This is a genomic window from Nonomuraea sp. NPDC049158 (assembly GCF_040648335.1).
In the GTDB taxonomy this organism is placed as follows: Bacteria; Actinomycetota; Actinomycetes; order Streptosporangiales; family Streptosporangiaceae; genus Nonomuraea.
This window is the reverse complement of sequence record NZ_JBEZDM010000013.1, coordinates 72972-94326: the sequence shown is the minus strand read 5'-3', so window position 1 is coordinate 94326 and position 21355 is coordinate 72972. Positions and strand designations below refer to the sequence as shown.

The following is a 21355-nucleotide window of genomic DNA, read 5'->3' as shown; positions in this document are numbered from 1 at the left end:
AACGTCCTTCACGGCATCATCCCGTTGAGCGCGAACAGGTCGAGCATATGGCCCGCCGAAGCGTTCTTCGTATTCGACGAGGAGGTGGCGGCCACGCGGGCGCACGAGATCGCGATGTACTCCCGCACCTTCTCCGAACTGGCCGAACTGGCTGTGTACGGCAAAGCCGCCCGCACGCCGATAACGAGGGCAATCCAAGTACAAGTAGTGGACGAGCAGAGCTATGCGGCGAGGGACCCAGCCGGTGTCGTGCCTGCAATCATCCGGTGACAGGGCCGATATCAGCGGTCGACGAAGATGATCCCATGAGAATTTTATGCGCGTTGCTGGGCGTCCTGGCCCTGCTGCTCACATCGCCTCTGGCAAGCGCGGCGCACGCCCAGGCCACCGGTTCACTGGCTCGGGCGATATCCGCGCTCAAGGGCGAGTTCGCAAAAAAGAGCAGCGTGCTGTTCTCCCAGAAGACCCGCGATGGCTTGGGCTCGGACGTCGGCCTGACGGCCACCCATGGTAAGCACCAGTTCGCCGCCAACACCGGCGTGTACGCCAGCTCGGGGTTGACCTGCACGATACGGCCGAAAGCGAGGTTTCGCTGAGCTGGTTCGAGGGTGCCATCACCATCAAGGGCCGTTTCGCCGGAGATCCCTACCGAGAGTTCGGAGCCCGTGGCGTGCCCGATGGAGCGGGAAACAAGGGGAACAATGGGGACTCACGGGGAGTGGATCAGTGCGCTGAGCTGTATTCGCGCCGATGCGGCGTGTCTTTGCGAGCAGGAAGTCAGGAGTTCGAATCTCCTGGGCGCCACCTCGAGAACCGTGTGCCTTACACTCATCGCGCATGCGACTGAAGACGATCTTCGCGCTGTTCGCCGTCTACGCCGTCACAGCGGCGCCCGAGTTCCTGCCGGGCGAGTGGCGGGTGATCGTACAACCCGCTACGAATGACGCGGTCGAGGTCTACTACCAACCTATGTCCCCCGTGTTGCTCAGGTCGTACGAGGGCATCGGACCGTTCCGGCGCGCTCTGGAAACCGCCGAGCAGCGGGCCAAGACCTACCCGAACGATCTTGCCCCGCCGTACATCCTGCACGAGCCATACCGGCTCGTGGCCCCCTACGTCACCGCGCGGGGACGCGAGCTGGCCTTGCCGTCGATCTCGGGAGTGGACCCAGCGGACGGAAAGTCCATCCCGTACACGGTCGTGCCCCAGGTGCGGCCTGCGGAGAACAGTCAAGCTGAGCTGACCGCGTTGATGGAGAGTGATGGTGGGCCGATCGACGAACCCGAAGTATTCGGCATGGGGATCGAGCCGGAGCTCAACCGAGTCGTCCTCCAAACGAACACCTTCGACCAGGACCTGCGCCGTAGGTTGGCCCAGCACTATGGCGGACTCACCGTCATCGAATGGAATCCTCTTGGCCAACCGCCGCGCCTCGACTGAGCAGGATCGGAATCGGAAACGAGCAGGTGGTGGACTTCCAGGATTCTCATCTTCTGAAGGCCGCCCGACTCTGCTCCGCCGATATCCGGACTGAACGTGGCGTCGGTGATCGTCTGTAGATCAAGGGCACCCCGGTCAGGGTCGGAAGCTGGCTCGGTACTCCGTGGGCGTGCGGGCCGTCAGCTGTCGGAATGCGGCGTTGAACGCCGACAGCGACGTGTAGCCGACCGTGAACGCGATCTCGGTGATCGGAGCATCGCCCGCAGCCAGCTCCTCGATCGCGCGTAGCACCCGCATCCGGCGCAGGACTGCCCGCCACGTCATGCCCGTCTCGTCCTCGAAGCGCCGGGCCAGCGACCGTGGTGCCAGGCCTACCTCGTCCGCCACGTCCTCGAAGCGGATCTCGCCGCCGAGTCGCTGCTCGGTCAGCCGCAGAGCTCCGCGTAGTTCCGGTGAGCGCCCCACCGGTACGACGACCGGACTCGGTCGCTCGGCGAGCCGCCAGGTCACCGCGGCGAGTGCGGTGAAAAGCGTCTCCGCGTACGCCGTGAGAGGTTCGTCGCTCTCGCCCCAGGTGCCGCACTCGGTCACCAATGCGCGTGCCAGAGGACTGAGGTCGAATACGGTCAACGGCGCCGGCGGGGTCGCGGTGAATCCGGTGTCGAACAGTACCGACGCGGTCGTGACCGGCTGCGGGATGCTCACCTGGATCGCCTGGCCCGCCTCGATCAGGGCCGCCCGGGCCGGCGGTAGGAGCCACGACTGGCCCTGCGCCTCGAGCCGGAGGGCACCGGCCGAGGCGCAGAGCAGGTAGTGGCGGTCCGTCTTGAGCTCGCGGGCGGGCTCCCGCGGGAACGTACGGACGAAGCTGTACGCGTTCCGGGTCATCCACAGCCTCGCATGAACCAATCGTAGGGAGCCGCCATGACGCCGGTCAGGCGACGGTCTCCAGCAATTCCGCGTGGAAACGCCGACTCACCGGCGACCCGGTCAACATCGGGCGAATCGCCTTGCCAGAACGTACGAAGGAGTCCGACTTCTGGTAGCCGGCGAACGACTCCTCGTCGTCCCACTCGTGGACCACGGTCACCCGGGTCTCGTTCTCCCGGGAGGCGTACACCCGGTAGGCAACGTTACCCGGCATCGCGCGTACCTCGTCGCGTTCGCTGTCGAGCTGGGCCAGGGCAGCCGCACGGTCAGCAGCGGCGGTGTCGAAGTCGAGAATGGCAATAAACAAGAGGACCTCCTGAATCAGGGGCGGCGACTGCCGCGAGCGGATGTCTCGATCATCACACCGCCCCGGTCCGGTCGGCTTCCGCGAGCCGGACGCGTTCACGCTTCCAACGGACACGCCCCATGCGGGCCCTGATCTCACCGGTGTCAGGCTGGTGTACGACCAGCGGAGTCTGAGAGCTTCTCCAGATGGGCGAGCGCGCTGTCCAACGCCGCCGGGGCATTCAGCTCCGGGTTCTTGGCCCAGTCCAGCCAGACCGACAGCAAAATGCCGAACACCGCGCCTGCGACGGCCCGTACTCGGTCGTCGTGTTGCGGACGATCGAGCCTGGTTGCGACCAGTTCGGTGAGCGTCTGCTTGGTCCTGGTGATGTTGGCGAGGCTGGCCGCCCACAGCGAGGGAACGCTGAGCACCAGCGCCTGGCGCTCCCGCTTCGCGGTGACGTCCGCGTCGGTCAGGTCGGTGAACACGGTCCGGAAGGCGTTGCGCAGCGCCGGCACCGGGCCGAGCTCCGGCGGCTGGGCCGCGTACGCCTCGGCGATGAGGGTGTCGTAGTCATCGAGGGTGACCAGCGCTTCCTTGGTCGGGAAGTAGCGGAACACCGTCCGGTGCGAGACGTCGGCCGCCTGGGCGATCTGCTCGACGCTGGTGGCGTCGTAACCCTGCTCACGGAACAGGCGCAGCGCGTGCCGCTGAATGGCGGCGCGAGTGCCGGCCTTCTTGCGCTCCCGCAGTCCGGGCTGCTCGGAATCTGACATCATGCGAAATCCTTCAGCGGGATGACCGCCCGATACTTTCCGCCGGGGGATTGCTGCGGCGGCTCCTCAGCGCGTTCCAGGATGACATGGTCCAGCTTGTGGTCGGCGAGCAGACCGCTGATCCCGTCACACACCGCCCGCCACACCGCTTCCGGGTCCGCCCCGGGCGAGGGCCGCATCCGTATGCGCAGGCTCGCCGGGCTGGTTTGGACGATCTGGTACAGCTGTACGCCAGGCGTACGGTCCACCAGCGTGTTGAGCATCAGCGGCGCGATGACGACCTCGCCTCGCCCGGTGGCGAACGTGAGCACGTTGGCCACGCGTCCCTGTACCTGGATGGCGCGCAGGGGGTTGCCGCATGGGCACGGGTCAGGCCGTTGCAAGACGCTGTCGCCGAGGTCGTAGCGCAGGATCGGCTGTACGCGGTTGGCCAGATTGGTCACCAGAACGGTGTGGGATCGCCTGCCCGGCGGGGTTGGGGAGTAGTCGGCTTCGACCGGTTCGACCACGGCCCAGTCGCTGTTGACGTGATACCAGCCGTACGCGCAGCCCTCGGTGAGGAAGGGACACTCGCTGGCGCCGTACGTGTCGCGCACCTTGGCTTCGAAGGCGCGGGCCATCCGCTCGTAGTCACCGCTGGTCAGCGTCTCGCCGGCGGGTTCGACCAGCACCGGCGCGATGCGCAGCCGTCCCGACTCCTGCTCGGCGGCGAGCATGTTGAGGACACTGCCGTATCCGAGCAGGAGGGCCGGGCGGAACTCGTTGAGCGCCTCGACCAGTTCATCGAGCGGGGTGTGCACGGAGAAGAGGCGGATGGACTTGCGCTGTAGCCGGTGACCGCGCATGCGGGCGGCGCCGGCTGAGACCAGGAAATGGCCGTTCGTCGCGGCCACGATGGCCATCCGTCCACCGCCGGCAACGATCCGGGTGATATCGGCGAGGTCCAGCCAGGAGCTCATCATCCGCATACTGAGGGCGTAGTTGACGGCGATGTCCCGATCGTCCTTAACGAAGATCGCCGGGTTTCCTGTGGTGCCCGAGGTGGTGACCAGCAGGTATCGGTCGAGGAACCGTCCACCTACCAGTTGCGGATCCGCGGCGAAGGCGCGCGCCCGGGCCAGCGTTACTTCGCGGTCGGTGGCCCAATGGTCGTAGTGCGCCATCAGCGCCTGCTTGTCGGTGATCGGCAGCGATGCGGAGTCGTCGACGCGGGGAGGCAGGCCGCTGTAGAGGTCCCGGTAGTAGGGCGAGTGGGTGCGGGCGTGCTCGACGATCTCGGCGAGCCGCCGTCGCTGGACTGTCACCCAGTCGTGGTGCCTTCTGGTGCGGCGTGCGTCTTGCAGCAGCCGTGGAACGCTCTCCTTCATGCCGAATATTCTGTCACATGAATGTCAAAAGTTAGCCACATGACAGATTTTTCGGCCGTCCTGTGAGACGGGAAGGCCGTGCTCCCCCGCTCCGGTGGCCCTGACGAAGGGGTCGGTCAGCCGGGGTTGCAGTCGTGCGCAGCCGACGCCTGCGTCCCGCCAACCCCCGCATCTCCGTCTGGCGCCTCGTTAGAGTGTTAGCTCTGGATCGCTCTCCCCGTTGCGAGGACGGACAAGCATGGCGGATGAACCGGCCAAGCCACGACGGCTCACTGTCTACGCCGAGGTTGCCGCCGTTCTAGCCCTTGTCGTGGCGATCGTTGGCGTGGTCGTCGCCCTGTTCGCGTTCGAGCACGACAAGGAAGTCGCCGATGGCGGCCAAGGGGCCACTCCAGTGGTCACGGTCACGCAATACTCGCCAAATGTCGGTAGCCAAGAGTCCGCCGAGCCCGACTCTTCTTCCGGCTTCTGGGGTACGGCCGGAGTGGTGGCTCTGACCATCATCACTGGCCTGATCTCCAGCTTCCTGGTCTTCAAGTCCTGGGAAGAACTTGTCATCTCCGACGTCATCGTCGTCCTCATCACGGCAGCGATCGCCGGAATGCATACCTTCATTCTTTCCCTGATGGGCATCACCTTGGTTTGGGCGATCGTGCTGGCCGTGATATTCGCGGTGATCGGGTTCTTCGCCAACGTGTTCGCCGCTTAGATCGAGCCGTCCGTGTAATACGGCCAGCGGCCTGGCGGCGGCCCTGCCGATCGCCGCGGTGCTCGGCCGCGATCGAGAGGACGATGGTTTAGAGCAGGCGCTCCAGGAAGACCATGATCGTCATGACCATGATGCCGGTGACGATCAGGTTGACGGCCCAGCGCAGATTGCGGTGTTTGGTGCGCGCGATCCGCGCGATCCGCAGAGCGTCGGTGGCCAGGAACAGCTCGTAGTCCCTGGTCTCGGTGTTCATCCGCTCGATCAGGGCTTCGGGCGTGGGCTCCTCGGCGTAGAGGAGGATTCGCTGTCCGCCCTGTTGGGGCGACGGCGGGCGGATGGTGATCAGGATCAGCAGGACCGCCGCGGACAGCAGGATCAGCGCCAGGATGACGCCGAAGCGCCCGACTCCCGGGAACTGGGCCGGACCGGTGAGGATGAGGGTGACCATCACGCCGTACGCGACGCCCGCCCAGGACAGCAGCAGGCCGGCTCGCTTCTCGCTGGCGCTGATCAGCTCGGCGCGGGCCGCGGTGGTGGCGGCATCGAGCCGATCCCTGAGGAACGGGGACATGGACGCATGCTGCGCGCCGCTGTCCTCTTCGGAGGGGCCGCCGGATGTCGCCGGTTCGTGGTTCATGGTGGCGGGTCCTTTCCGTCGGGATCGTGGGCCGATGGGGCTGACCAGCGAGGCAGTCGACGCTTGAGACGTAGGCGGGTGTGCGTTCGCCTACCTTCGACTGTAGGCGTGCGGCCAGAACAGGAACCGGTGCACCCGGACGTGTCACGCACCGGCCTGCTTGAGGATGGCCGTCCAACTCGCGGGTCGTCCTGCGCGCCGCTTGAGCAGCCTAAAACCACCCAAAACCTGCCATGATCTCAGCATGATACGGCGAGTCATTCCATTGCGGCATCGGGTTTATGCAGGTCATCCGTGAGCGATGCGATCTTCGCCGCTATTGGGGTGGCCGTGTTGCTGGCCATTATCGCGGCGCTTGTGTGCGGCTCCGCGGTGCTCGCGGCGCAATCAGCCCCGAGCAGCCGTCACACCCGCGTGACGGATGGCACGGGAGCCGCCTACGTGGAGCGGGGATTCCAGGCTTCAACCGGCTGGCGGCCCTTCGCAGCGGTGGCGGTCTTCGACGCCCTTGGCGGTGCATGGGCCGCGACGGGCCGGGCAACCACCCGCTCCCGGTCGAGACGCGTACTGCTGCGGGTCGGCGGCGGCTCGACCGCGACCTTGCGGTTGTTCGCCGCGTGCCGTGCGGGATTCGGCGCGGCCTGCGGCACGGTGATGGGCGCGGCCGCCGGATGCGCCATCGGCCTGTTGCTGGTGTGGCCGATGACCGCCTCGGTCGACTGGGAGCCGATGCCACGGGTGGCCTTCGACACCCCGTGGTCGACGATCATCGCGTTGGTCCTCGGATTGCCCATTGTCGCCGCCGTTATCGCCGGCCTCTCCCCAGCAACAAAACAGACAAAAAAGACAAAGAAGATATAAAACTGACAAAACAGCAGACGAACCGTTGGTCCGGTCGTTGACGCCCGTCAGGAGACGTCTGACGTACGGGTAGGCCGATGGCCGTGGATCTTGCGCTTCTTATGGCACGGCTCCGCGAAGTAGGGGGCTTTCGACGCCAACTGCCCTATCGCTACTATCAGGCCACTAATCGCCTACTTTGGCGATTTGCGAAGGACGCGCCGATCGGCAAGGAGAGTGCCCGCACGTGGCTGGTTTGGGCAGGATCGGGCGGCGACGGACGGGACCAGCGGACGATGGGGACGGGTCACCGGAGTCGACCAGCGGCCGGCCGCGGCGACTGGCCGGTGCCCGCCGACTGCCCCTGCGTACCGTACTGATCATTGTGGTCTTCGTGCCGAGCATCACCTTCGCCCCGGTGCTGGCTTCGGGGATGTTCCAGCTGTTCAAGCAGTGGCAGTCGGAGAAGGCCCAGATGGATCTGGCCACCACCAGCGCCGGTAGGCCCGCGGCCAACCTGTTCTTCAATCTTGGGCAGGAGCGGCTGCTCACCGCGGAGGCGCAGGCCAACCCGCGGGGCGCCGCCCGCGACAAGCTGGCCAAGCAGCGGGCGCTGACCGACCAGGCGGTGACCGCCTTCCGCCCGCTGGCGACCCTGGACACCAGCCACGGGCAGGAGGGGATCCCCGCGGCCGTCGCCCGCGTCGAACGGGGCCTCGACCTTCTCGACCAGCAGCGCCGGGCGGTCGACGCCGGGTGGTCCAACGAGCAGAAGGCGTTCGACTACTACACCGGCGTCCTCGAGTCGGATCTCGGCCTGCTGACCGTCCTCAGCCACACCGAACACGGCGAGGTGAACACCAAGGCGCAGACGCTGGTCGACCTCTTCTGGGTGCTCGACATGCTCGGCCGCGAAGACGCCATCCTGGCCCGTGGCTGGGAGAAGGGGCGTCTGACGGCGGAGGAGCACGACCTGGTCGCCGACGCCATCGGCACCAAGGAGCATCTCCTGCAGTCCCGGGTGGCCCCCGGCCTCCTGGAGAACGAGAGCCAGTACGGAAAGCTGACGGCCAGCAAGGCGTGGCAGACCATGGTCGCTCTGGAGGAGCGGCTGGTCACCTCCGGGACCGGCGAGAGCAGCCAGGTGGCGCTCCGCGAGGTCAGCGCGTCGTGGCGCTCCTCGGTGGACACGATCACCCCGCAGCTGGTGAAACTCCTGCAAGTCCGGCTCACCAACGTCGCCACGATCGGCTACACGCACGCCGGCACCCTCTTCATCATCTTCCTCAGCGTCAGCGCCGTGGGCGTGCTCGCCTTGGGCCTGGTCATCTTCACCAGCTGGCGCCTCACCAGCATCCTGCGCCGGCGCATCCTCCACCTCCGCGAGGAGGCCCAGGAGCTCCAGGAGCGGCTGCCCGACGTGGTCGCCCGGCTGGAGCGCGGCGAGGAGGTCGACGTGGACGCGGAAGTGCACATGGTCGAGCCCACCCCCGACGAGCTCGGCGAGCTCGGGCATGCCCTCAACCTGGCCAGCCGCAGCGCGGTCTACACCGCCGTACGCCAGGCCGAACAGCACCGTGGCTTCCAGCGCATGCTCCAGCGCATCGCCCGCCGTACCCAGATCCTCATCGGCCTTCAGCTGAAGAAGCTGGACGAGCTGGAGCGCAAGCACGAGGACCCCGAGGTGCTGGAGGGCCTGTTCGACCTCGACCACCTCACCGCCCGGCTGCGCCGCTACGAGGAGAACCTGGTGATCCTCGGCGGCGGCCAGCCGCAGCGCCGCTGGCGCAAGCCGGTCCGCCTGCTCGACGTCCTGCGCGCCGCCCAGGGCGAGGTCCAGGACTACCGGCGGATCTCGATCGAGGTCGAGGGCGATCCCTGGGTGGCCGAGCGGGCGGTGGGGCCGCTGGTCCACGTCCTGGCGGAGCTGATGGAGAACGCCACCGCCTTCTCCAAGCCGATGACCCCTGTCGAGGTGCGCGCCGCGCTGGTCAGCCGGGGTCTCGCCGTGGAGATCGAGGACCGCGGCCTGGGCATGGAACCCGCGCAGTACGCCGCCGCCAACGCCCTGCTGAAGTCGCCGCCGCAGCTCGACGTGATGACGCACGCCGACGATGTGCGCCTCGGCCTGTACGTGGTCGCCCGGCTCGCCATGAGCCTCGGACTCCAGGTGGAGCTGCGGCCGTCCGCCTTCGGCGGCACCCGGGTCATCGTGCTGCTCCCGGAACCGCTCGTGGTGGACCGCCCCCGCGCGGTACCTGGGCCGACCGCGGTACCCAAGGAGGCTCCCCCCGCGCCGCAGCCCCGTCCCCAGGAAGTCCCGCCCCGCGAGGACGACGCGCCGCTGCCGACCCGGTCCAGGGGACGCGCGATGGCCTACGTAACAGCACCGGATCGAGACGACGCGCCCCCGTCCGCCGAGCGTCCGCCGCTGCCCCAGCGGGTGCGCCAGGCCAATCTGGTCACCGAGTTGAAGGCCCCGGCGGACAGGGATGAAGATACCGATCAGGAAACCTGGGCAGTACGCGACCAGCCCAGCCGATCCAGTGCCACGATCGGTGCGTTCCAGAGGCAGTCCCGCCGGCGCCGGACCGGTGACGACGCCTTCCAGCCCCGGCCGGACGGGTCCCCCGAGCCCGGTTCCCCTACGACGGAAGACCGAAGATGACGCAGCGAACCACCGCCACCGACGCAGACCTGGACTGGCTCCTGGACGGTCTGGTCAATCAGGTCGCGGGTACGCGGCACGCCATCGTGCTGTCCGACGACGGCCTGGTGGTCAGCCGCTCCCGGACCATCGAACGCTCGGACGCCGAACGCCTCGCCGCGATCGCCACCGGCCAGCAGAGCCTGGCCCGCGGTGTCGGACAGCTCTTCAGTGGTGGCCCGGTCCATCAGGTCATCATCGAGATGGCCGACCTGTGGCTGTTCGTCACAGCGGCCGGCCGTGGCACCCATCTGGCCGTGGTCGCCTCCCAGGAGGTCGACGCGGAGTTGATGAGCGTCGCGATGCACACCCTGGTCCAGCAGGTCGGCCAGAAGCTGGGCACCGACACGCGCGCCCCGGAAGCCGATGACGCGGGGAGACACGGATGAGGCATTGGACGGAGAGCTTCGACGACGATGCCGCCGATGAGCCCCTTGTCCGTCCCTATACGATCACCGGCGGACGAACCACCCCCGAGCGGGACGACCTTACGCTGATCACCCTGGTGACGGCGTTGTCCGAGGCGACCTCTTCGGAGTCCGGACACGGCATGCGGAGGATGCAGCCGGAGCACCGCACCATCCTCGCCCTGTGCACGCGGCCCCTGGCGGTGGCCGAAGTGGCCTCCGCGCTGAACCTTCCGGTTTCCGTGACCAAGATCCTCATCGGCGACCTGATCGAGGCCGGTCAGCTGCGGGCCCGGCCGCCACTGGCCTTCGCGCAGGCGGGCGGCCTTCCCGGTATGACAATCCTTGAGGCGGTGCGGGATGGGCTACGCAATCTCTGACCAGAAGGACACCGCTCCCCTGGCAGTGAAGATCCTTATCGCCGGTGGTTTCGGCGTCGGCAAGACGACCCTGGTCGGCGCGGTGAGCGAGGTCGCCCCCCTGCGTACCGAGGAGTACCTGACCCATGCCAGCGTCGGCGTGGACGATCTGGAAGGGGTGGGCGGCAAGACCACCACGACCGTCGCCCTGGACTTCGGGCGTATCACCATCAACCGCGAAATCGTGCTCTATCTGTTCGGCACGCCCGGGCAGGAGCGTTTCTGGTTCATGTGGAACGACCTCGTCAACGGCGCGATGGGCGCCGTCGTCCTGGTCGACACCCGCCGGCTGGACGTCAGCTTCGCCTCGATCGACTTCTTCGAGAGCCGCCGGATCCCCTTCATCGTCGGCGTCAACTGCTTCCACGGCGTCAAGGACCGGACACAGGAGGAGATCCGCAAGGCCCTCGACCTCGATCCGCAGGTGCCGCTGGTGCTCTGTGACGCCCGCGACCGGGCGGCGGGCCGCGATGTCCTCCTGGCGCTCGTCGAGCACCTGATGGCCACGCAGGCCCGCGCGGCGGCTCACCCCGTAGGCTGACCTGGCGTCCAGGTCGTGGACAGCAGACTGGGCACGGCGCCGTTCTGGGCCGTGACGACGACGAGGATCGGTGCGCTCGTGGGCGCCGGGAGCCGGAGCTCGGTGATGGCGCCGCTCGTGGACTGGGTCGGCGCCGCCAGCTCGCCGTCCTGAACGCTCACGATCTGCCGTACGGTCGGCGCGGCCGCTTTGAGCGCCCAGCCGTTGCCCCCGGGCCGGGCCTTCCGGATCAGTGCGCGAAGTCGCCGGCCGGCCGTACCCCCCGCCCGGCCGCTGAGGCGAATGGTCAGCTCGCCCCCCGAGCCGAAGACGCCCGGTGGTACGGGGTTGACGACGAACAGGCCGGAGCGCAGAGAGCGGGTGCCCTGGCGGCCGGCGAAGCCACCGCAGCTGATCAGGGATGAGGTCTCGCTGCGCACGCCATCCCGCGTCTGCTCGGCGGCGGCCACGGCCTGCTCCCCAGCCGGACTCACGATGAAGTCCACGCTGTCGATGCGCAGCCCGGCCACGCCATCGTGCATGACGGATCCCGCCAGGCTTTCGCGGAGTACGCCGGAAATGCCGCGCCCCTCCATGATGTCCAGCGCCTCGACGCAGATCAGGCCGTCGTCCGGCATCTCCTCGGGCAGCAGGTCGAAGACGGCCACGCTCTTCTTGAGGTGGCCGCCGCCCTTCAGCAGCACGCACTGGCGCAACCGCCCCTGGGAGCGAATCTGGATGAGCCGCGGCAGGCCCTTGCCGGCCTCCGCCGGTTGCTCCGGCTCCCCCTCGTGCCAGCCGCGTACCGAGGCGGCGTCCACCGACAGCGAGACCGTCACGCGCAGCCGGCGGCCCGCGGCGGCCACCTTGAATCCGGCCAGTCCCGAGCGCTCGAACCGGCCCACGATCTGTACGCCACGATGCACCTGGTCGGCCACCCGCAGCGCCGCGTCGTGGCCGCTGATGATCCCGATCGGCGCCTCGGCGGGGACGGCCGGCCGGTCGAAGTCGGTGCCCGGGCCAGTGGTCAGCAAGGTGCTCATGACGCGCTCCTCGAAGCCGTCAGGGCCGTGGCGAGGCCGTGGGAATCCCGGAAGTCGAACCGGCACAGCAGCGGGTCGCGCCGCTCCCACATCCTGCGTACCGCGCAGTGCAGCGGGTCGCCGTCGCGCTCCACGTGCCGCAGACCGGCGACGAGCGTGTGCAGGTACTCGTTGCCCTGCCCGACCTCCCAGTGCGGCACCACCGGCGAGGGCACGTCGGCCCCGCTGCGGTAGAGCCACAGCCACAGCCGGGCCCGCTCCCGCTGCTCGGTCCCCAAGATGGACTCCCCCTTCGCGTGCTTGGCGACGGCCTCGCCGAGCAGCCGCCAATAGTCGTCCCGCGTGCGGGCGACGTGCGACAGTCCGCATTCGCTCCATTCGGACCAACCGGCCTGGATGACGGGGATGCCGAAGGCGGGCAACTCGTTGGAGACGCTCCCGCGCACGGTCACCCCGACGTCGGTCATGCTCCACAGCGCGTTCTTCGACAGCGCCAGGCTGGGCATGAAGGCCATGTGCTCATGCGCTGAACGGCGGGCCGCCACCGCCGCGAAATGGCCGGTCGTGTCATACCGGAACTGGCTCGGATGATCCAGGAAGAGCCAGCTCACGCGGTCGTTCGTGGCGGCGAAATCCGCGGTCTCCTCGAACCACCGCGCCAGATCGTCGAACAGCTCCCTGTTGGCGCCGACCGCGTCGGAGACGGCATGGTGGAAGACGGTGAAGACCGGCCGGTCCGGGTCGATCCCGAAGCGTTCGCAGGCGTGCTGGCGGAGCTGGCGGCGTTCGGTCTCGGTACGTACTTCGTAGTCGCTCACGTTTCCGGCCCGCCACCAGCTCGGCCGACCCAGGTTGACCTTCGCCCGCCAGGCCACGAGCTCGGCGTTCGGCCTGATGAGGTCTCGGTGCGGCCAGACGTACTCCTCGAAGAACTTGGCGATCTGGCCGGTCAGCTCCTCCCGGAAGGTGCCGAGCCCCCTGCGGTGCTCCGGGAAGAGCGCGTACGCCTTCAGAGCCCCGGTGCTCTGTACGTGCACGACCGGGATCTCCCGGCGCATGGCCGTGTCGACCGCCAGCCCCCACTGGTCGTAGTCGACATGGCTGGTGACCAGCGCGGCGGGCGACCGCTCCGCGAACAGCTGGTCGTAGACGGCGGAGAAGGCCCTGGTACGGGCGCGCCGCGACTGATGCCAGGGCTCTTCGCTGTCCGGCAGTCGCGGCACCCGGCCCAGCCGGATCAGCGTCGCCTTCTCCACGGCGGCCAGTGTCTCGGAGTCGCTTCCCTCCGCCGGGCTGTCGCCTCGGTCGGCCAGCCGGCGATCCACGAGGCCGTGCACGTCGAGCACCTCGGTGGCGCCGAACGCCTCGGCCAGCCGCCGGACCCGCTGGATGTCGTACTCCTGCCAGAGCGTCTCGCGCCAGTCCGGGTCGGTGCCGGTGAGCACGAGCAGCCGGGCCGACAACAGATCGCAGAGCGCGTTCGCCACCAGCAGGTTGCGCACGATGACCCTGATGTCCTCATGGAACGCCTCTGCCACGACCAGTGGCCCGCTGTCATCCCGAGGAGGGCGATGTCCCCAATACGCCCGCGCAGCGATGAGCAGCCGATCGAACTGCTCGTCATCCCCGACAAGGTTCATGCTCTCCCCGACCCCAGACCCCGAACCCGAACCCGTACTCCGTACCCGTCGCCCGATCAGCACGGCCGCGTCGACCCTGCCAGACCTGACAACCGGGCGGGGCGACCTTTGCCCCTGGATCACGTGATCCTTGCCGCGAAATGGTTCCGCACGGCGACGTCGTCGATCGCCGCGATCTCGGTCAGCCGAGCCTCAGGACGGGGTCGCTCGGCGCGAGCAGGGACCAGCTTCGGTCGTCTCCCCAGATGGAGAACGCGTCCACGTACGGTCGGAGCAACGCCGTGACCTCCGCGTCGCCTTGGCCGGTGAGCTCGTCTTCCGCTATTTTCCGCGCGGCTCCGGCGAGGAGGTCGGCCACCTGAACCCGCGGGTCCGTGCGCGAGTCGACGAGCCGCAGGCCGGCCAGCCGGCCTTGCGCGGAATGCGCCTCCTCCAGCTCGTCGATTCGCGCCTGCGTGAGGAGGGTCTGCCGGTCGTGCACGACCGAGACGGGTCTTCCGGTTCGGCTCCAGTAGACGATGGCCTGGCTGATGGCCGGGAACAGCGGGTTCAGCGTGAGCGATCGCTCCCGGAGAGCGTCCATCTGGGATCGGGATTCCCAGAGCAGGTCCATTATTTCGCCGGCCCGGCTTCGTGGAGTGGCGCGGCGAAAGGTGTCGACCATGGCGAACACCGCTTCGACGGAGGCTCTTGGGCCCCGGCCGTTATTGGTGCGCATCAGGTCGTTGAAGGAGTCCAGAAAGGCGTTCCAGCTGTCGGGGCCGAACGTCTGGCCGCCCTCTCGGTAGAGGGTGTCGGCGATGGCTTCGCGGTCCGGTACGGCGAGCAGGTCGGTGAGCCTGCTAATGGCGAAGAAGGTCTTGTCGATGAGATAGACGTGGGCGTTGTCGAGGAGCGCCGACGATGGGCCGAGCAGCCACTTGAGGGCGTTCAGGTGTTTCTTACGGCGGATGATGCCCGACTTGTATTCCGTGGTGGGAGAGGGGGCTCTGCTCCGTACTTCCTGGATACAGTCCGCCGCCGATTCGACGTCCAGTCGTACGCTCGCGTGGGCGAATACAGCGGTATTTCCGCCAATGAGCTTCTCCCCTTCTGAGCCGGACTCGTCGCAGGCGATTTCGAAGGGTTGTGCCACGGTCAAGTCTCTCAAATCGCCCATTGCGCCTTCAACGGGATTTCGGACCAGGTTCAGAGGTCGGGTATCCCGAGGTCGAGGTTGGGCTGGTCGATGCCGCCGTCGACCTCCAGCACCTTTCCGGTCAGGTAGCGCCCGGCCGGCGACACCAGGTAGAGCACCGTGGCCGCCACGTCCTCCGGCTCGCCGATCCGCTTCAACGGGGTGGCCTGCTCCATCTGGGTACGCAGGTTCTCGTCGGTCATGACGATGTCGAGGGCCGAGGTGGCGACCGCGCCGACGGCGACCGCGTTGACCCGCACCTTGGGCGCCAGGTCGCGCGCGGCCAGCCGCGTGTAGTGCGTGAGCGCCGCCTTGGCACTGCCGTACGCCAGATAGCCCCGGCCCGCCGTCCGGCCGACGGCCGAGGTGATGTTCACCACCGAGCCACCGTTCTTCAGCAGGTGCGGTACGGCCGCCCGCGTCAGCTCGTGCGCGATTCCGACGTTGAACTGGAACGCGTTCTCAAGATGCTTCCGGGTGGTGTCGAGGAAAGCGCGGGGCATCGCCCCGCCCACGTTGTTGACGATCACGTCCAGCCGGCCGAAGGCGTCGGCGGCCTGCGCCGCGAGCCCCTCCATGGCGCCCGGCACGCTCAGATCGGCGGGCACGATCAGTGCCTGTCTGCCCGCCTCCTCGATCTGAGCCGCGACGGCGCGCAGCTGCTCCTCCGTACGGGCGGAGATCGCCACATCCGCGCCCGCCTGAGCGAGGGCGATGGCGGTCGCCGCGCCGATGCCCCGGCCGGCGCCGGTGACGATCGCGGCGTGGCCGGTGACGCGGAAGCGGTCCAGGATCATGTCATGACCTCCGACGGGATGGTCTCATATGTGACTCGACTTCCGGCGCTTCGCTACTTTCTTCCGGTTCGCGGTTTTCTTGCGGGCCGCGGCCTTCTTGTGGGGCGAAGCTCTCTTGAGCGGCACCTTCTCTTCCTTCCCGGAGCTCTCGTCGCTGGATTCGCCGTCCTCGGAGCTGGACAGTTCCCGATCCTCCGCCCCCTCCTCGTCGCCGCTGTCGCTGCTCATGTCACTGTCGCGGGCTCTCTCGCTGTCGTCCCCGCTGTCATCCGACGAGGGCGCGGAAACGAGTTTCCGCCGCTTGTTGGCAGTGAAGGGAACCTCGTCATCGCTGACAGTCAGGGGCTTGGCCATCTTCCGGATTTTTCCGGTCTTCTCGGCAGTGCTGTCGGCAGCAGCGTTACGGGCCTTGACGTTCGGGTCCATCAAGGTGAGATTGCCCGCTTTCGGGCGTGAGACGAGGTATTTTCCCTCCTTTATATCAAGCGCCGTCACTCTCGTCCCGTCGGCCGCCATCTTGATGATTTTCTTGAGCTCTTTACGCTGCGCGTCAAGGGCGTTCTCCTTGACCGCCGTACCGTATGCCACTGGCATGAATGGATCGCACCACGCCACCTGGCTGGCGCCCTCGATCTTCGACTTGGCGTTGGCGTTGACGTCGCGAAGGCCGTACGCCTCGAGCGCGTCCTTGCAGAAGCCGCAGTTGGCCGAGGTGCAGCGGATGTATTTCACATTTCTCACCCCACAGGCGGCCAATATGCACATCTCAGCGTGATTGCTCTGATTATCCGGGGTGAACGGGCCCGCCGCGTAGACTTGGTAACCGCGATACGCGCGGTTGCCCTTGAGGTGATCCATGATCTTCTGCCCGGGCCCGTCCTTACTTCTCCGGCCGCCGGCAGAGAGACCGCCTACTTTGGAGACGACCAGCACGGTGGCGCTCATGACCGCCACCGTAAAGTTATTGTCCGCGCTGAAAGGCTGTCCGCCGATCCACCCGATGAGCGCGTCGGCCGCGGCTTTCGCGGCGGCGAAGGGGTCTTTCGCCTTCGCCCGAGGCTTGGGATTCCGATAGGGCTCCATACAGCGATCACGTCCTTTCGGTCGCCCTCAGCCAACATGGGGGCGCTCGCGAAATCGACTCACCAGCAAGTAAGGGCAGCGTCACCGAGCCGGCGCGGCTGACCGGTCGTCAGGAAGGGACTCCAGGCCCAGGCAGAGTTCGAACACCGCCGTGAGCCGGTCGACGTCGGCGGGTGACGGCGTCTCGGGGCCGATGAGGCGGCGGACCGAGCCGATGCCCAGGAAGACCGCCGTCGCCATCCGGGCCCGCGCGTGCGCGTCCGGGCCGCCCAGGAGCGCCGCGATGGGCTCCAGCACGGCGGCGTGCAGGCGCTCGCGTACGAGGGCCTGGATCTCGGGGTCGCCCGCCGAGCGTTCGAGCGAGCGCAGGATGGGGGTCTCCGGGTCGTGGCTCATGCGTTGGGCGGCGTACTCGGCCAGCCGCCTGGGCAGGCCCGCCCGGTCGCCCTCGACCACGGCGCGGACCGTCGGCTCGCCCGCCAGCACCTCGCCGAACAGGCCCGACTTGGAGCCGAAGTAGCGGCCCACCAGGGCGATGTTGGCGTCCGCCGCCGAGGCGATCATGCGGACCGTCACCTGCTCATAGCCGTATTCGCCGAACAGCATGCGTGCCGCCTCCAGCAGCCGCTGGCGGGTGGCCGCGCGATCTCGCGGCCGGGCGTCAGTCACCTGCGCTTCCATGCCCGAACTCTACTCAGCGGACCCCACTTGCCGCGCGGCTAGTAAACGGACGTATACTCGCCGAGGAGAAAACGGTAAGAAGGGGATGTGGTGTCTTGGTAGCCCAGACACAGGCCGCGGCCCCCGCGAGGCGGCATTACACCCACCGCGAAATCCTCGAGGTCATGTCCGGGCTCATGCTCGCCATGCTCACCTCGATGATCTCGACCTCGGTGGTTGGCACGGCACTGCCGACGATCGTGGGGGAACTCGGCGGCCAGGACCAGTATTCGTGGGTGGCGTCGGCGACCATGCTGACGATGACGGTCTCCACGCCGTTGTGGGGCAAGCTGTCGGACCTCTGGGGCCGGAAGCTGCTGTTCCAGAGCGCCTTGGGACTGTTCGTCGCGGCGTCGCTCGTGGCCGGTCTGTCGCAGAACATCGGGCAGCTCATCGCGGCGCGCGCCATCCAAGGTCTGGGTGTGGGCGGTCTGTCGGCCCTCGCTCAGGTGATCCTCGGCGACATCGTGTCGCCGCGGGAGCGCGGCCGCTACTCGGGATACATGGGGGCCGTCTTCGGCATCTCCACGGTCGCGGGGCCGCTGCTCGGCGGGTTCATCGTGGACACCGACTGGCTCGGCTGGCGGTGGTGCTTCTACGTGGTCGTCCCGTTCGCGGTGATCGCGTTCGCGGTGATCCAGCGGGTGCTGAAGCTGCCCAAGGTACGGCGCAACACCTCCATCGACATCTGGGGCGCCACGACCATCACGGCCAGCGCTAGCGGGTTGATGCTGCTGCTGACGCTGGGGGGCACGGAGTTCGAGTGGAACTCCTTCTGGACGTACGCCTTGGGGGCTTTCAGCCTGCTCATGCTGGCTCTGGCGGTGCTGTCCGAGCGGACGGCGCGGAATCCGATTCTGCCGCCCAGGCTGTTCAGGAACCCGACGTTCGTGCTGACCAGCATCGCCTCGCTGTTCGTCGGCATGGCGATGTTCGGCGCGATGATCTACCTGCCGCAGTATCTGCAGATCGTCAAGGGGCTGAGCCCCACCGAGTCCGGGCTGATGACGCTGCCCATGGTGGTGGCGTTGTTCCTGGCCGGTGTGATCTCCGGAAAGATCGTCACCCAGACCGGCCGGTGGAAGATCTTCCCGGTGGCGGGCCTGCTGATCGTGGCCGTGGGACTGTTCCTGCTGTCGCGGCTGCACGTGGAGTCGAGTCAGTGGCTCATCGGGTTCGACGTGGGCGTGCTGGGCATCGGGCTCGGCCTGTCGATGCAGATGCTCATCCTGGCCGCGCAGAACGGTTCCGAGCTGCGGGACATGGCCTCCACCACGGCGGGCGTCTCCTTCTTCCGCTCACTCGGCGGCGCCGTGGGCGTGGCCGCGTTCGGCGCGATCCTCACCAACCGCCTCAAGAACGAGATGGCCGACATGCTGCGGGCCGCGCACATCGCGCTGCCCGGCGGCTCCTCACCCAAGCTGGGCAGCCCCAGCTCCATCCAGGCGCTGCCCGGGCCGATCAAGCACATCGTGCTCGAGGCCTTCACCCGCGGCCTGGAGACCGTCTTCATCGTCGGCGTGCCGATCGCGCTGCTCGGCTTCGTGGCGACGCTCTTCCTCAAGGAGCTGCCGCTCAGGGGCGGCGCGGCGCCCGCGCCGGAGCCCAAGCCGCTCAGCAAGGACGACCTGGTCCTGGCCGGACTGCTGCTGGAGCTCATCGCCCAGCGGATCGAGCGGGTCACCGACCAGCCGTCCGCACTGCTGTCCGCGGTCGCCAGGATGGCGCCGCCCGATGACCGAACAGAACGGGAGCGCGCCAGATCGGTCGCGCAGAGCGTGCTGCGTCCCACCTCGCGCGCGCTGATCGCGCAGGCCGCGCCGCCACGGAAAGACCTCGTCACAGGAGGAGTGTCATCATGATTCGCAAGTTCGTGGGCGCCGTCGCCGCTGCCCTGGCCCTCATGGCCGGGCTCTGGCTGATGATCGCCCCGTTCGCCCTCGGCACCCAGCCGGAGAACACCGACTGGACCGACCCGACCACATCCGAGTTCTTCACCGGCCTGGGCGTCGCCCTCGTCGGGCTCATCGGCGTGGCCGCCTTCGCCGCCGCCATCCACGAGGAGCTCGTGGTGCGCGGCCTGGTGGCCGTACGGCAGAAGCAGGCCGAGCCGGAGCCCGAGCCGGTGGCGGCCGCGCCGCAGGCGTCGTCGGCGGAGCTGGCGAGCCTGCTCGCCCCGCTCGTCGAGGCGCTGCGTGAGGACCTGAACACCGCCGGACGCGGCGGCGGCGAGCACCGCCAGAACGGCAAGACCGCCCTGGTGGGAGTGGAGGACAACCGATGAAGGCCAAACTGGGCGTGTCCGCCCTCATTCTGCTGTTCCTGGCCGGCGTGTGGCTGATCGCGGCGCCGTTCGCGGTGGGCTACCAGCCCAGGGGCGCGCTCTACGCCGACGCGACGGTCAATGACCTGTGGGTCGGCGGCGCGCTGGCCGGCCTCTCGTTCGTCGCCCTCGTGATCTACGCGGCCGACGCGCTGCGCGAGCTCGCCGGCCGCGGCAAGCACGTCGCCGACGGCTGACGTGCGAGGCATGCCGTGTTCGGCGAGAGCACAGACGACCGGTGGGAGCCCCTGCTAGGCAAGCTCCCCAGCGGGCAGTTCGAGATCGGCAAGGACGGCACCGGGCTGCTGGTGGTCGGCTTCGACGGATCGGGCCCGAGCCGCAACGCGCTCGCGTACGCGGCCGGGCTCGCCCGGCGGGACAACGCCGCCCTGCTCATCGCGTTCGTGGAGACGCTCACCAGCGCCACCTTGTGGTTCTTCGCGGGCGCGCCGATCATCCCCGACTCGGCCGGGGACCTGACCGAGGATCTGCGGACGGAGCTGAGCGGGGTCGGGGTTCCGTGGCGGTTCGTCTCGGTACGAGGAGACACCGCGCGGGAGCTGGAGACGCTCGCCGCCTCCTGCATGGCCGACGCCATCGTGGTGGGCCGGTCCCGCTCCACGTGGCACACCTTCGGCGGCTCGGTGGCCGTGGGGCTGGCCAAGCGGGCTCGGCGTACCGTGCTGATCGTGCCCTGACCTCGTACGACGTCGCTGATGAGGACGTCGCGTAAGGTGGCCGCATGAAACGTACTGCCGCTGCCTTTGTGGTGTTCGCGTCAGTTTCGTGCGGCGGGCAGGCGCCGGTCGCCTCACAAGAGGGACCCCAGCAGCCCCCGGCCGACGCTCAGGCCGCCGGGGCTCAGACCCAGCCGCCCGTGCCCGCGACGCCCACCCCGACGGCGAAGACCGCCTCGCCCAAGCCCGCGGAGCCGCCCAGGTTCAGTGCCAAGGTCACCAAGGTCTCGCGCAGCCGGCTGCCCTACTCGTGGAAGCCCGGCTGCCCGGTCTCCTACCAGGACCTGCGCCTGATCACGATGACCTACTGGGGCTTCGACGACAAGGCCCACACCGGCGAGCTGGTCGTGCGCAAGACGGTCAGCGGCGACGTCGTCAAGGTCTTCGGGAAGCTGTACGCCATGCGCTACCCGATCAAGCAGATGCGGCTCGTCGACGTCTACAAGGGCGACGACTACGACTCCATCGACGCCGACAACACCTCGGCCTTCAACTGCCGCGCGGCCACCGGGTCCAGCAACTGGTCCAACCACGCCTTCGGCGAGGCGATCGACCTGAACCCGCGCGAGAACCCGTACGTCACCGCGAGCGGCAGCACCGCCCACCCGAACGCCAAGAAGTTCGCCAAACGCCCCGCGAAGGGCGAAGGCGTGATCAACTCCGGCGACCGGGTTGTCAAGGCCTTCGCCTCGGTGGGCTGGGGCTGGGGCGGCGAGTGGTCGGGCACCAGGGACTACCAGCATTTCAGCCGCAACGGCCGGTAACAGCCGGTACGGCCATCGGGCTGACAGAATCAA

Annotated in this window: 25 protein-coding genes; 14 read left to right on the top strand and 11 right to left on the bottom strand. The window is 68.0% G+C overall.

Annotated elements, in window-relative coordinates; translation table 11 throughout:
• Positions 1–24 precede the first annotated feature (24 nt).
• The 3 genes from AB0B61_RS27375 (at position 25) to AB0B61_RS27365 (ending at position 1440) form a co-directional block, all read left to right on the top strand.
• Positions 25–270, top strand: a complete 246-nt coding sequence (locus tag AB0B61_RS27375; protein ID WP_358437330.1) for a hypothetical protein — start codon at positions 25–27, stop codon at positions 268–270.
• Positions 267–596: a hypothetical protein gene (locus AB0B61_RS27370; protein ID WP_358437327.1), complete on the top strand. Its 330-nt coding sequence runs from the start codon at positions 267–269 to the stop codon at positions 594–596. Before AB0B61_RS27375 ends, AB0B61_RS27370 begins: the two co-directional genes overlap by 4 nt.
• 241 nt (positions 597–837) lie before the next feature.
• Positions 838–1440, top strand: a complete 603-nt coding sequence (locus AB0B61_RS27365) for a hypothetical protein (RefSeq protein WP_358437324.1) — start codon at positions 838–840, stop codon at positions 1438–1440.
• A 135-nt stretch (positions 1441–1575) separates the two neighbouring features.
• On the opposite strand, the gene AB0B61_RS27360 is transcribed toward AB0B61_RS27365, so the two are convergent.
• The 4 genes from AB0B61_RS27360 to AB0B61_RS27345 all read right to left on the bottom strand — a co-directional run bounded on the left by AB0B61_RS27360 (position 1576) and on the right by AB0B61_RS27345 (position 4799).
• Positions 1576–2328, bottom strand: coding sequence for an AraC family transcriptional regulator (locus tag AB0B61_RS27360; protein WP_358437321.1), 753 nt, complete (start codon positions 2326–2328; stop codon positions 1576–1578).
• Positions 2329–2374: 46 nt separating this feature from the next.
• Complete coding sequence (locus AB0B61_RS27355; protein WP_358437319.1) at positions 2375–2677, bottom strand: antibiotic biosynthesis monooxygenase; 303 nt, start codon at positions 2675–2677, stop codon at positions 2375–2377.
• Positions 2678–2820: 143 nt separating this feature from the next.
• Entirely contained in the window at positions 2821–3435 is a 615-nt protein-coding gene (locus tag AB0B61_RS27350; protein ID WP_358437316.1) for a TetR family transcriptional regulator, read from the bottom strand.
• Positions 3432–4799, bottom strand: coding sequence for a hypothetical protein (locus tag AB0B61_RS27345; protein WP_358437313.1), 1368 nt, complete (start codon positions 4797–4799; stop codon positions 3432–3434). The genes AB0B61_RS27350 and AB0B61_RS27345 overlap by 4 nt, the downstream gene beginning before the upstream one ends.
• A 238-nt stretch (positions 4800–5037) precedes the next feature.
• Here AB0B61_RS27345 and AB0B61_RS27340 point away from each other — a divergent pair, with 238 nt between their 5' ends.
• Positions 5038–5508: a hypothetical protein gene (locus AB0B61_RS27340; protein WP_358437310.1), complete on the top strand. Its 471-nt coding sequence runs from the start codon at positions 5038–5040 to the stop codon at positions 5506–5508.
• Between the two features lie 88 nt (positions 5509–5596).
• Here the strand turns inward: AB0B61_RS27340 and AB0B61_RS27335 are convergent, their stop codons facing one another.
• Complete coding sequence (locus tag AB0B61_RS27335; protein WP_358437307.1) at positions 5597–6145, bottom strand: Pycsar system effector family protein; 549 nt, start codon at positions 6143–6145, stop codon at positions 5597–5599.
• 294 nt (positions 6146–6439) lie between these two features.
• On the opposite strand from AB0B61_RS27335, the gene AB0B61_RS27330 reads away from it, so the two are divergent.
• The 5 genes from AB0B61_RS27330 (at position 6440) to AB0B61_RS27310 (ending at position 11059) form a co-directional block, all read left to right on the top strand.
• Complete coding sequence (locus AB0B61_RS27330) at positions 6440–7006, top strand: hypothetical protein (protein WP_358437305.1); 567 nt, start codon at positions 6440–6442, stop codon at positions 7004–7006.
• A gap of 226 nt (positions 7007–7232) precedes the next feature.
• On the top strand, positions 7233–9653 hold the full coding sequence (locus AB0B61_RS27325) for a nitrate- and nitrite sensing domain-containing protein (RefSeq protein ID WP_358437302.1): 2421 nt from the start codon (positions 7233–7235) through the stop codon (positions 9651–9653).
• Positions 9650–10081 (top strand): roadblock/LC7 domain-containing protein, encoded by a 432-nt coding sequence (locus AB0B61_RS27320; RefSeq protein WP_225301344.1) that lies wholly within the window; start codon positions 9650–9652, stop codon positions 10079–10081. Before AB0B61_RS27325 ends, AB0B61_RS27320 begins: the two co-directional genes overlap by 4 nt.
• Positions 10078–10479: a DUF742 domain-containing protein gene (locus AB0B61_RS27315; protein WP_358437298.1), complete on the top strand. Its 402-nt coding sequence runs from the start codon at positions 10078–10080 to the stop codon at positions 10477–10479. The genes AB0B61_RS27320 and AB0B61_RS27315 overlap by 4 nt, the downstream gene beginning before the upstream one ends.
• The gene (locus AB0B61_RS27310; RefSeq protein ID WP_358437295.1) at positions 10460–11059 is read left to right on the top strand and encodes an ATP/GTP-binding protein; all 600 of its coding nucleotides are present in this window, start codon (positions 10460–10462) and stop codon (positions 11057–11059) included. The genes AB0B61_RS27315 and AB0B61_RS27310 overlap by 20 nt, the downstream gene beginning before the upstream one ends.
• Here the strand turns inward: AB0B61_RS27310 and AB0B61_RS27305 are convergent.
• The 6 genes from AB0B61_RS27305 to AB0B61_RS27280 form a co-directional block, all read right to left on the bottom strand.
• Positions 11044–12081 carry a hypothetical protein gene (locus tag AB0B61_RS27305; RefSeq protein WP_358437292.1) on the bottom strand — a complete coding sequence of 346 codons (1038 nt, stop codon included), beginning with the start codon at positions 12079–12081 and terminating at the stop codon, positions 11044–11046. The genes AB0B61_RS27310 and AB0B61_RS27305 overlap by 16 nt on opposite strands.
• Positions 12078–13721: a hypothetical protein gene (locus tag AB0B61_RS27300; RefSeq protein ID WP_358437289.1), complete on the bottom strand. Its 1644-nt coding sequence runs from the start codon at positions 13719–13721 to the stop codon at positions 12078–12080. Before AB0B61_RS27300 ends, AB0B61_RS27305 begins: the two co-directional genes overlap by 4 nt.
• Positions 13722–13902: 181 nt before the next feature.
• Positions 13903–14856, bottom strand: coding sequence for a DUF3800 domain-containing protein (locus tag AB0B61_RS27295; protein ID WP_358437287.1), 954 nt, complete (start codon positions 14854–14856; stop codon positions 13903–13905).
• Positions 14857–14909: 53 nt separating this feature from the next.
• A complete protein-coding gene (locus AB0B61_RS27290) occupies positions 14910–15695 on the bottom strand; it encodes an SDR family oxidoreductase (protein ID WP_358437284.1) in 786 nt (261 codons plus the stop codon).
• Between the two features lie 24 nt (positions 15696–15719).
• Positions 15720–16778 carry a hypothetical protein gene (locus tag AB0B61_RS27285; RefSeq protein ID WP_358437281.1) on the bottom strand — a complete coding sequence of 353 codons (1059 nt, stop codon included), beginning with the start codon at positions 16776–16778 and terminating at the stop codon, positions 15720–15722.
• A gap of 81 nt (positions 16779–16859) precedes the next feature.
• Complete coding sequence (locus tag AB0B61_RS27280) at positions 16860–17459, bottom strand: TetR family transcriptional regulator (protein WP_357962315.1); 600 nt, start codon at positions 17457–17459, stop codon at positions 16860–16862.
• 95 nt (positions 17460–17554) lie between these two features.
• On the opposite strand from AB0B61_RS27280, the gene AB0B61_RS27275 reads away from it, so the two are divergent.
• Genes AB0B61_RS27275 through AB0B61_RS27255 form a run of 5 tightly spaced genes read left to right on the top strand, consistent with a single transcriptional unit; the run spans position 17555 to position 21322 of the window.
• Positions 17555–19360 (top strand): MDR family MFS transporter, encoded by a 1806-nt coding sequence (locus AB0B61_RS27275; RefSeq protein ID WP_358437279.1) that lies wholly within the window; start codon positions 17555–17557, stop codon positions 19358–19360.
• Positions 19357–19782 (top strand): hypothetical protein, encoded by a 426-nt coding sequence (locus tag AB0B61_RS27270; protein ID WP_358437277.1) that lies wholly within the window; start codon positions 19357–19359, stop codon positions 19780–19782. Before AB0B61_RS27275 ends, AB0B61_RS27270 begins: the two co-directional genes overlap by 4 nt.
• On the top strand, positions 19779–20018 hold the full coding sequence (locus tag AB0B61_RS27265; protein WP_358437275.1) for a hypothetical protein: 240 nt from the start codon (positions 19779–19781) through the stop codon (positions 20016–20018). Before AB0B61_RS27270 ends, AB0B61_RS27265 begins: the two co-directional genes overlap by 4 nt.
• A gap of 15 nt (positions 20019–20033) precedes the next feature.
• Positions 20034–20519 carry a universal stress protein gene (locus AB0B61_RS27260; protein ID WP_358437272.1) on the top strand — a complete coding sequence of 162 codons (486 nt, stop codon included), beginning with the start codon at positions 20034–20036 and terminating at the stop codon, positions 20517–20519.
• 44 nt (positions 20520–20563) lie between these two features.
• Positions 20564–21322, top strand: coding sequence for a M15 family metallopeptidase (locus tag AB0B61_RS27255; protein ID WP_358437269.1), 759 nt, complete (start codon positions 20564–20566; stop codon positions 21320–21322).
• Positions 21323–21355 lie beyond the last annotated feature (33 nt).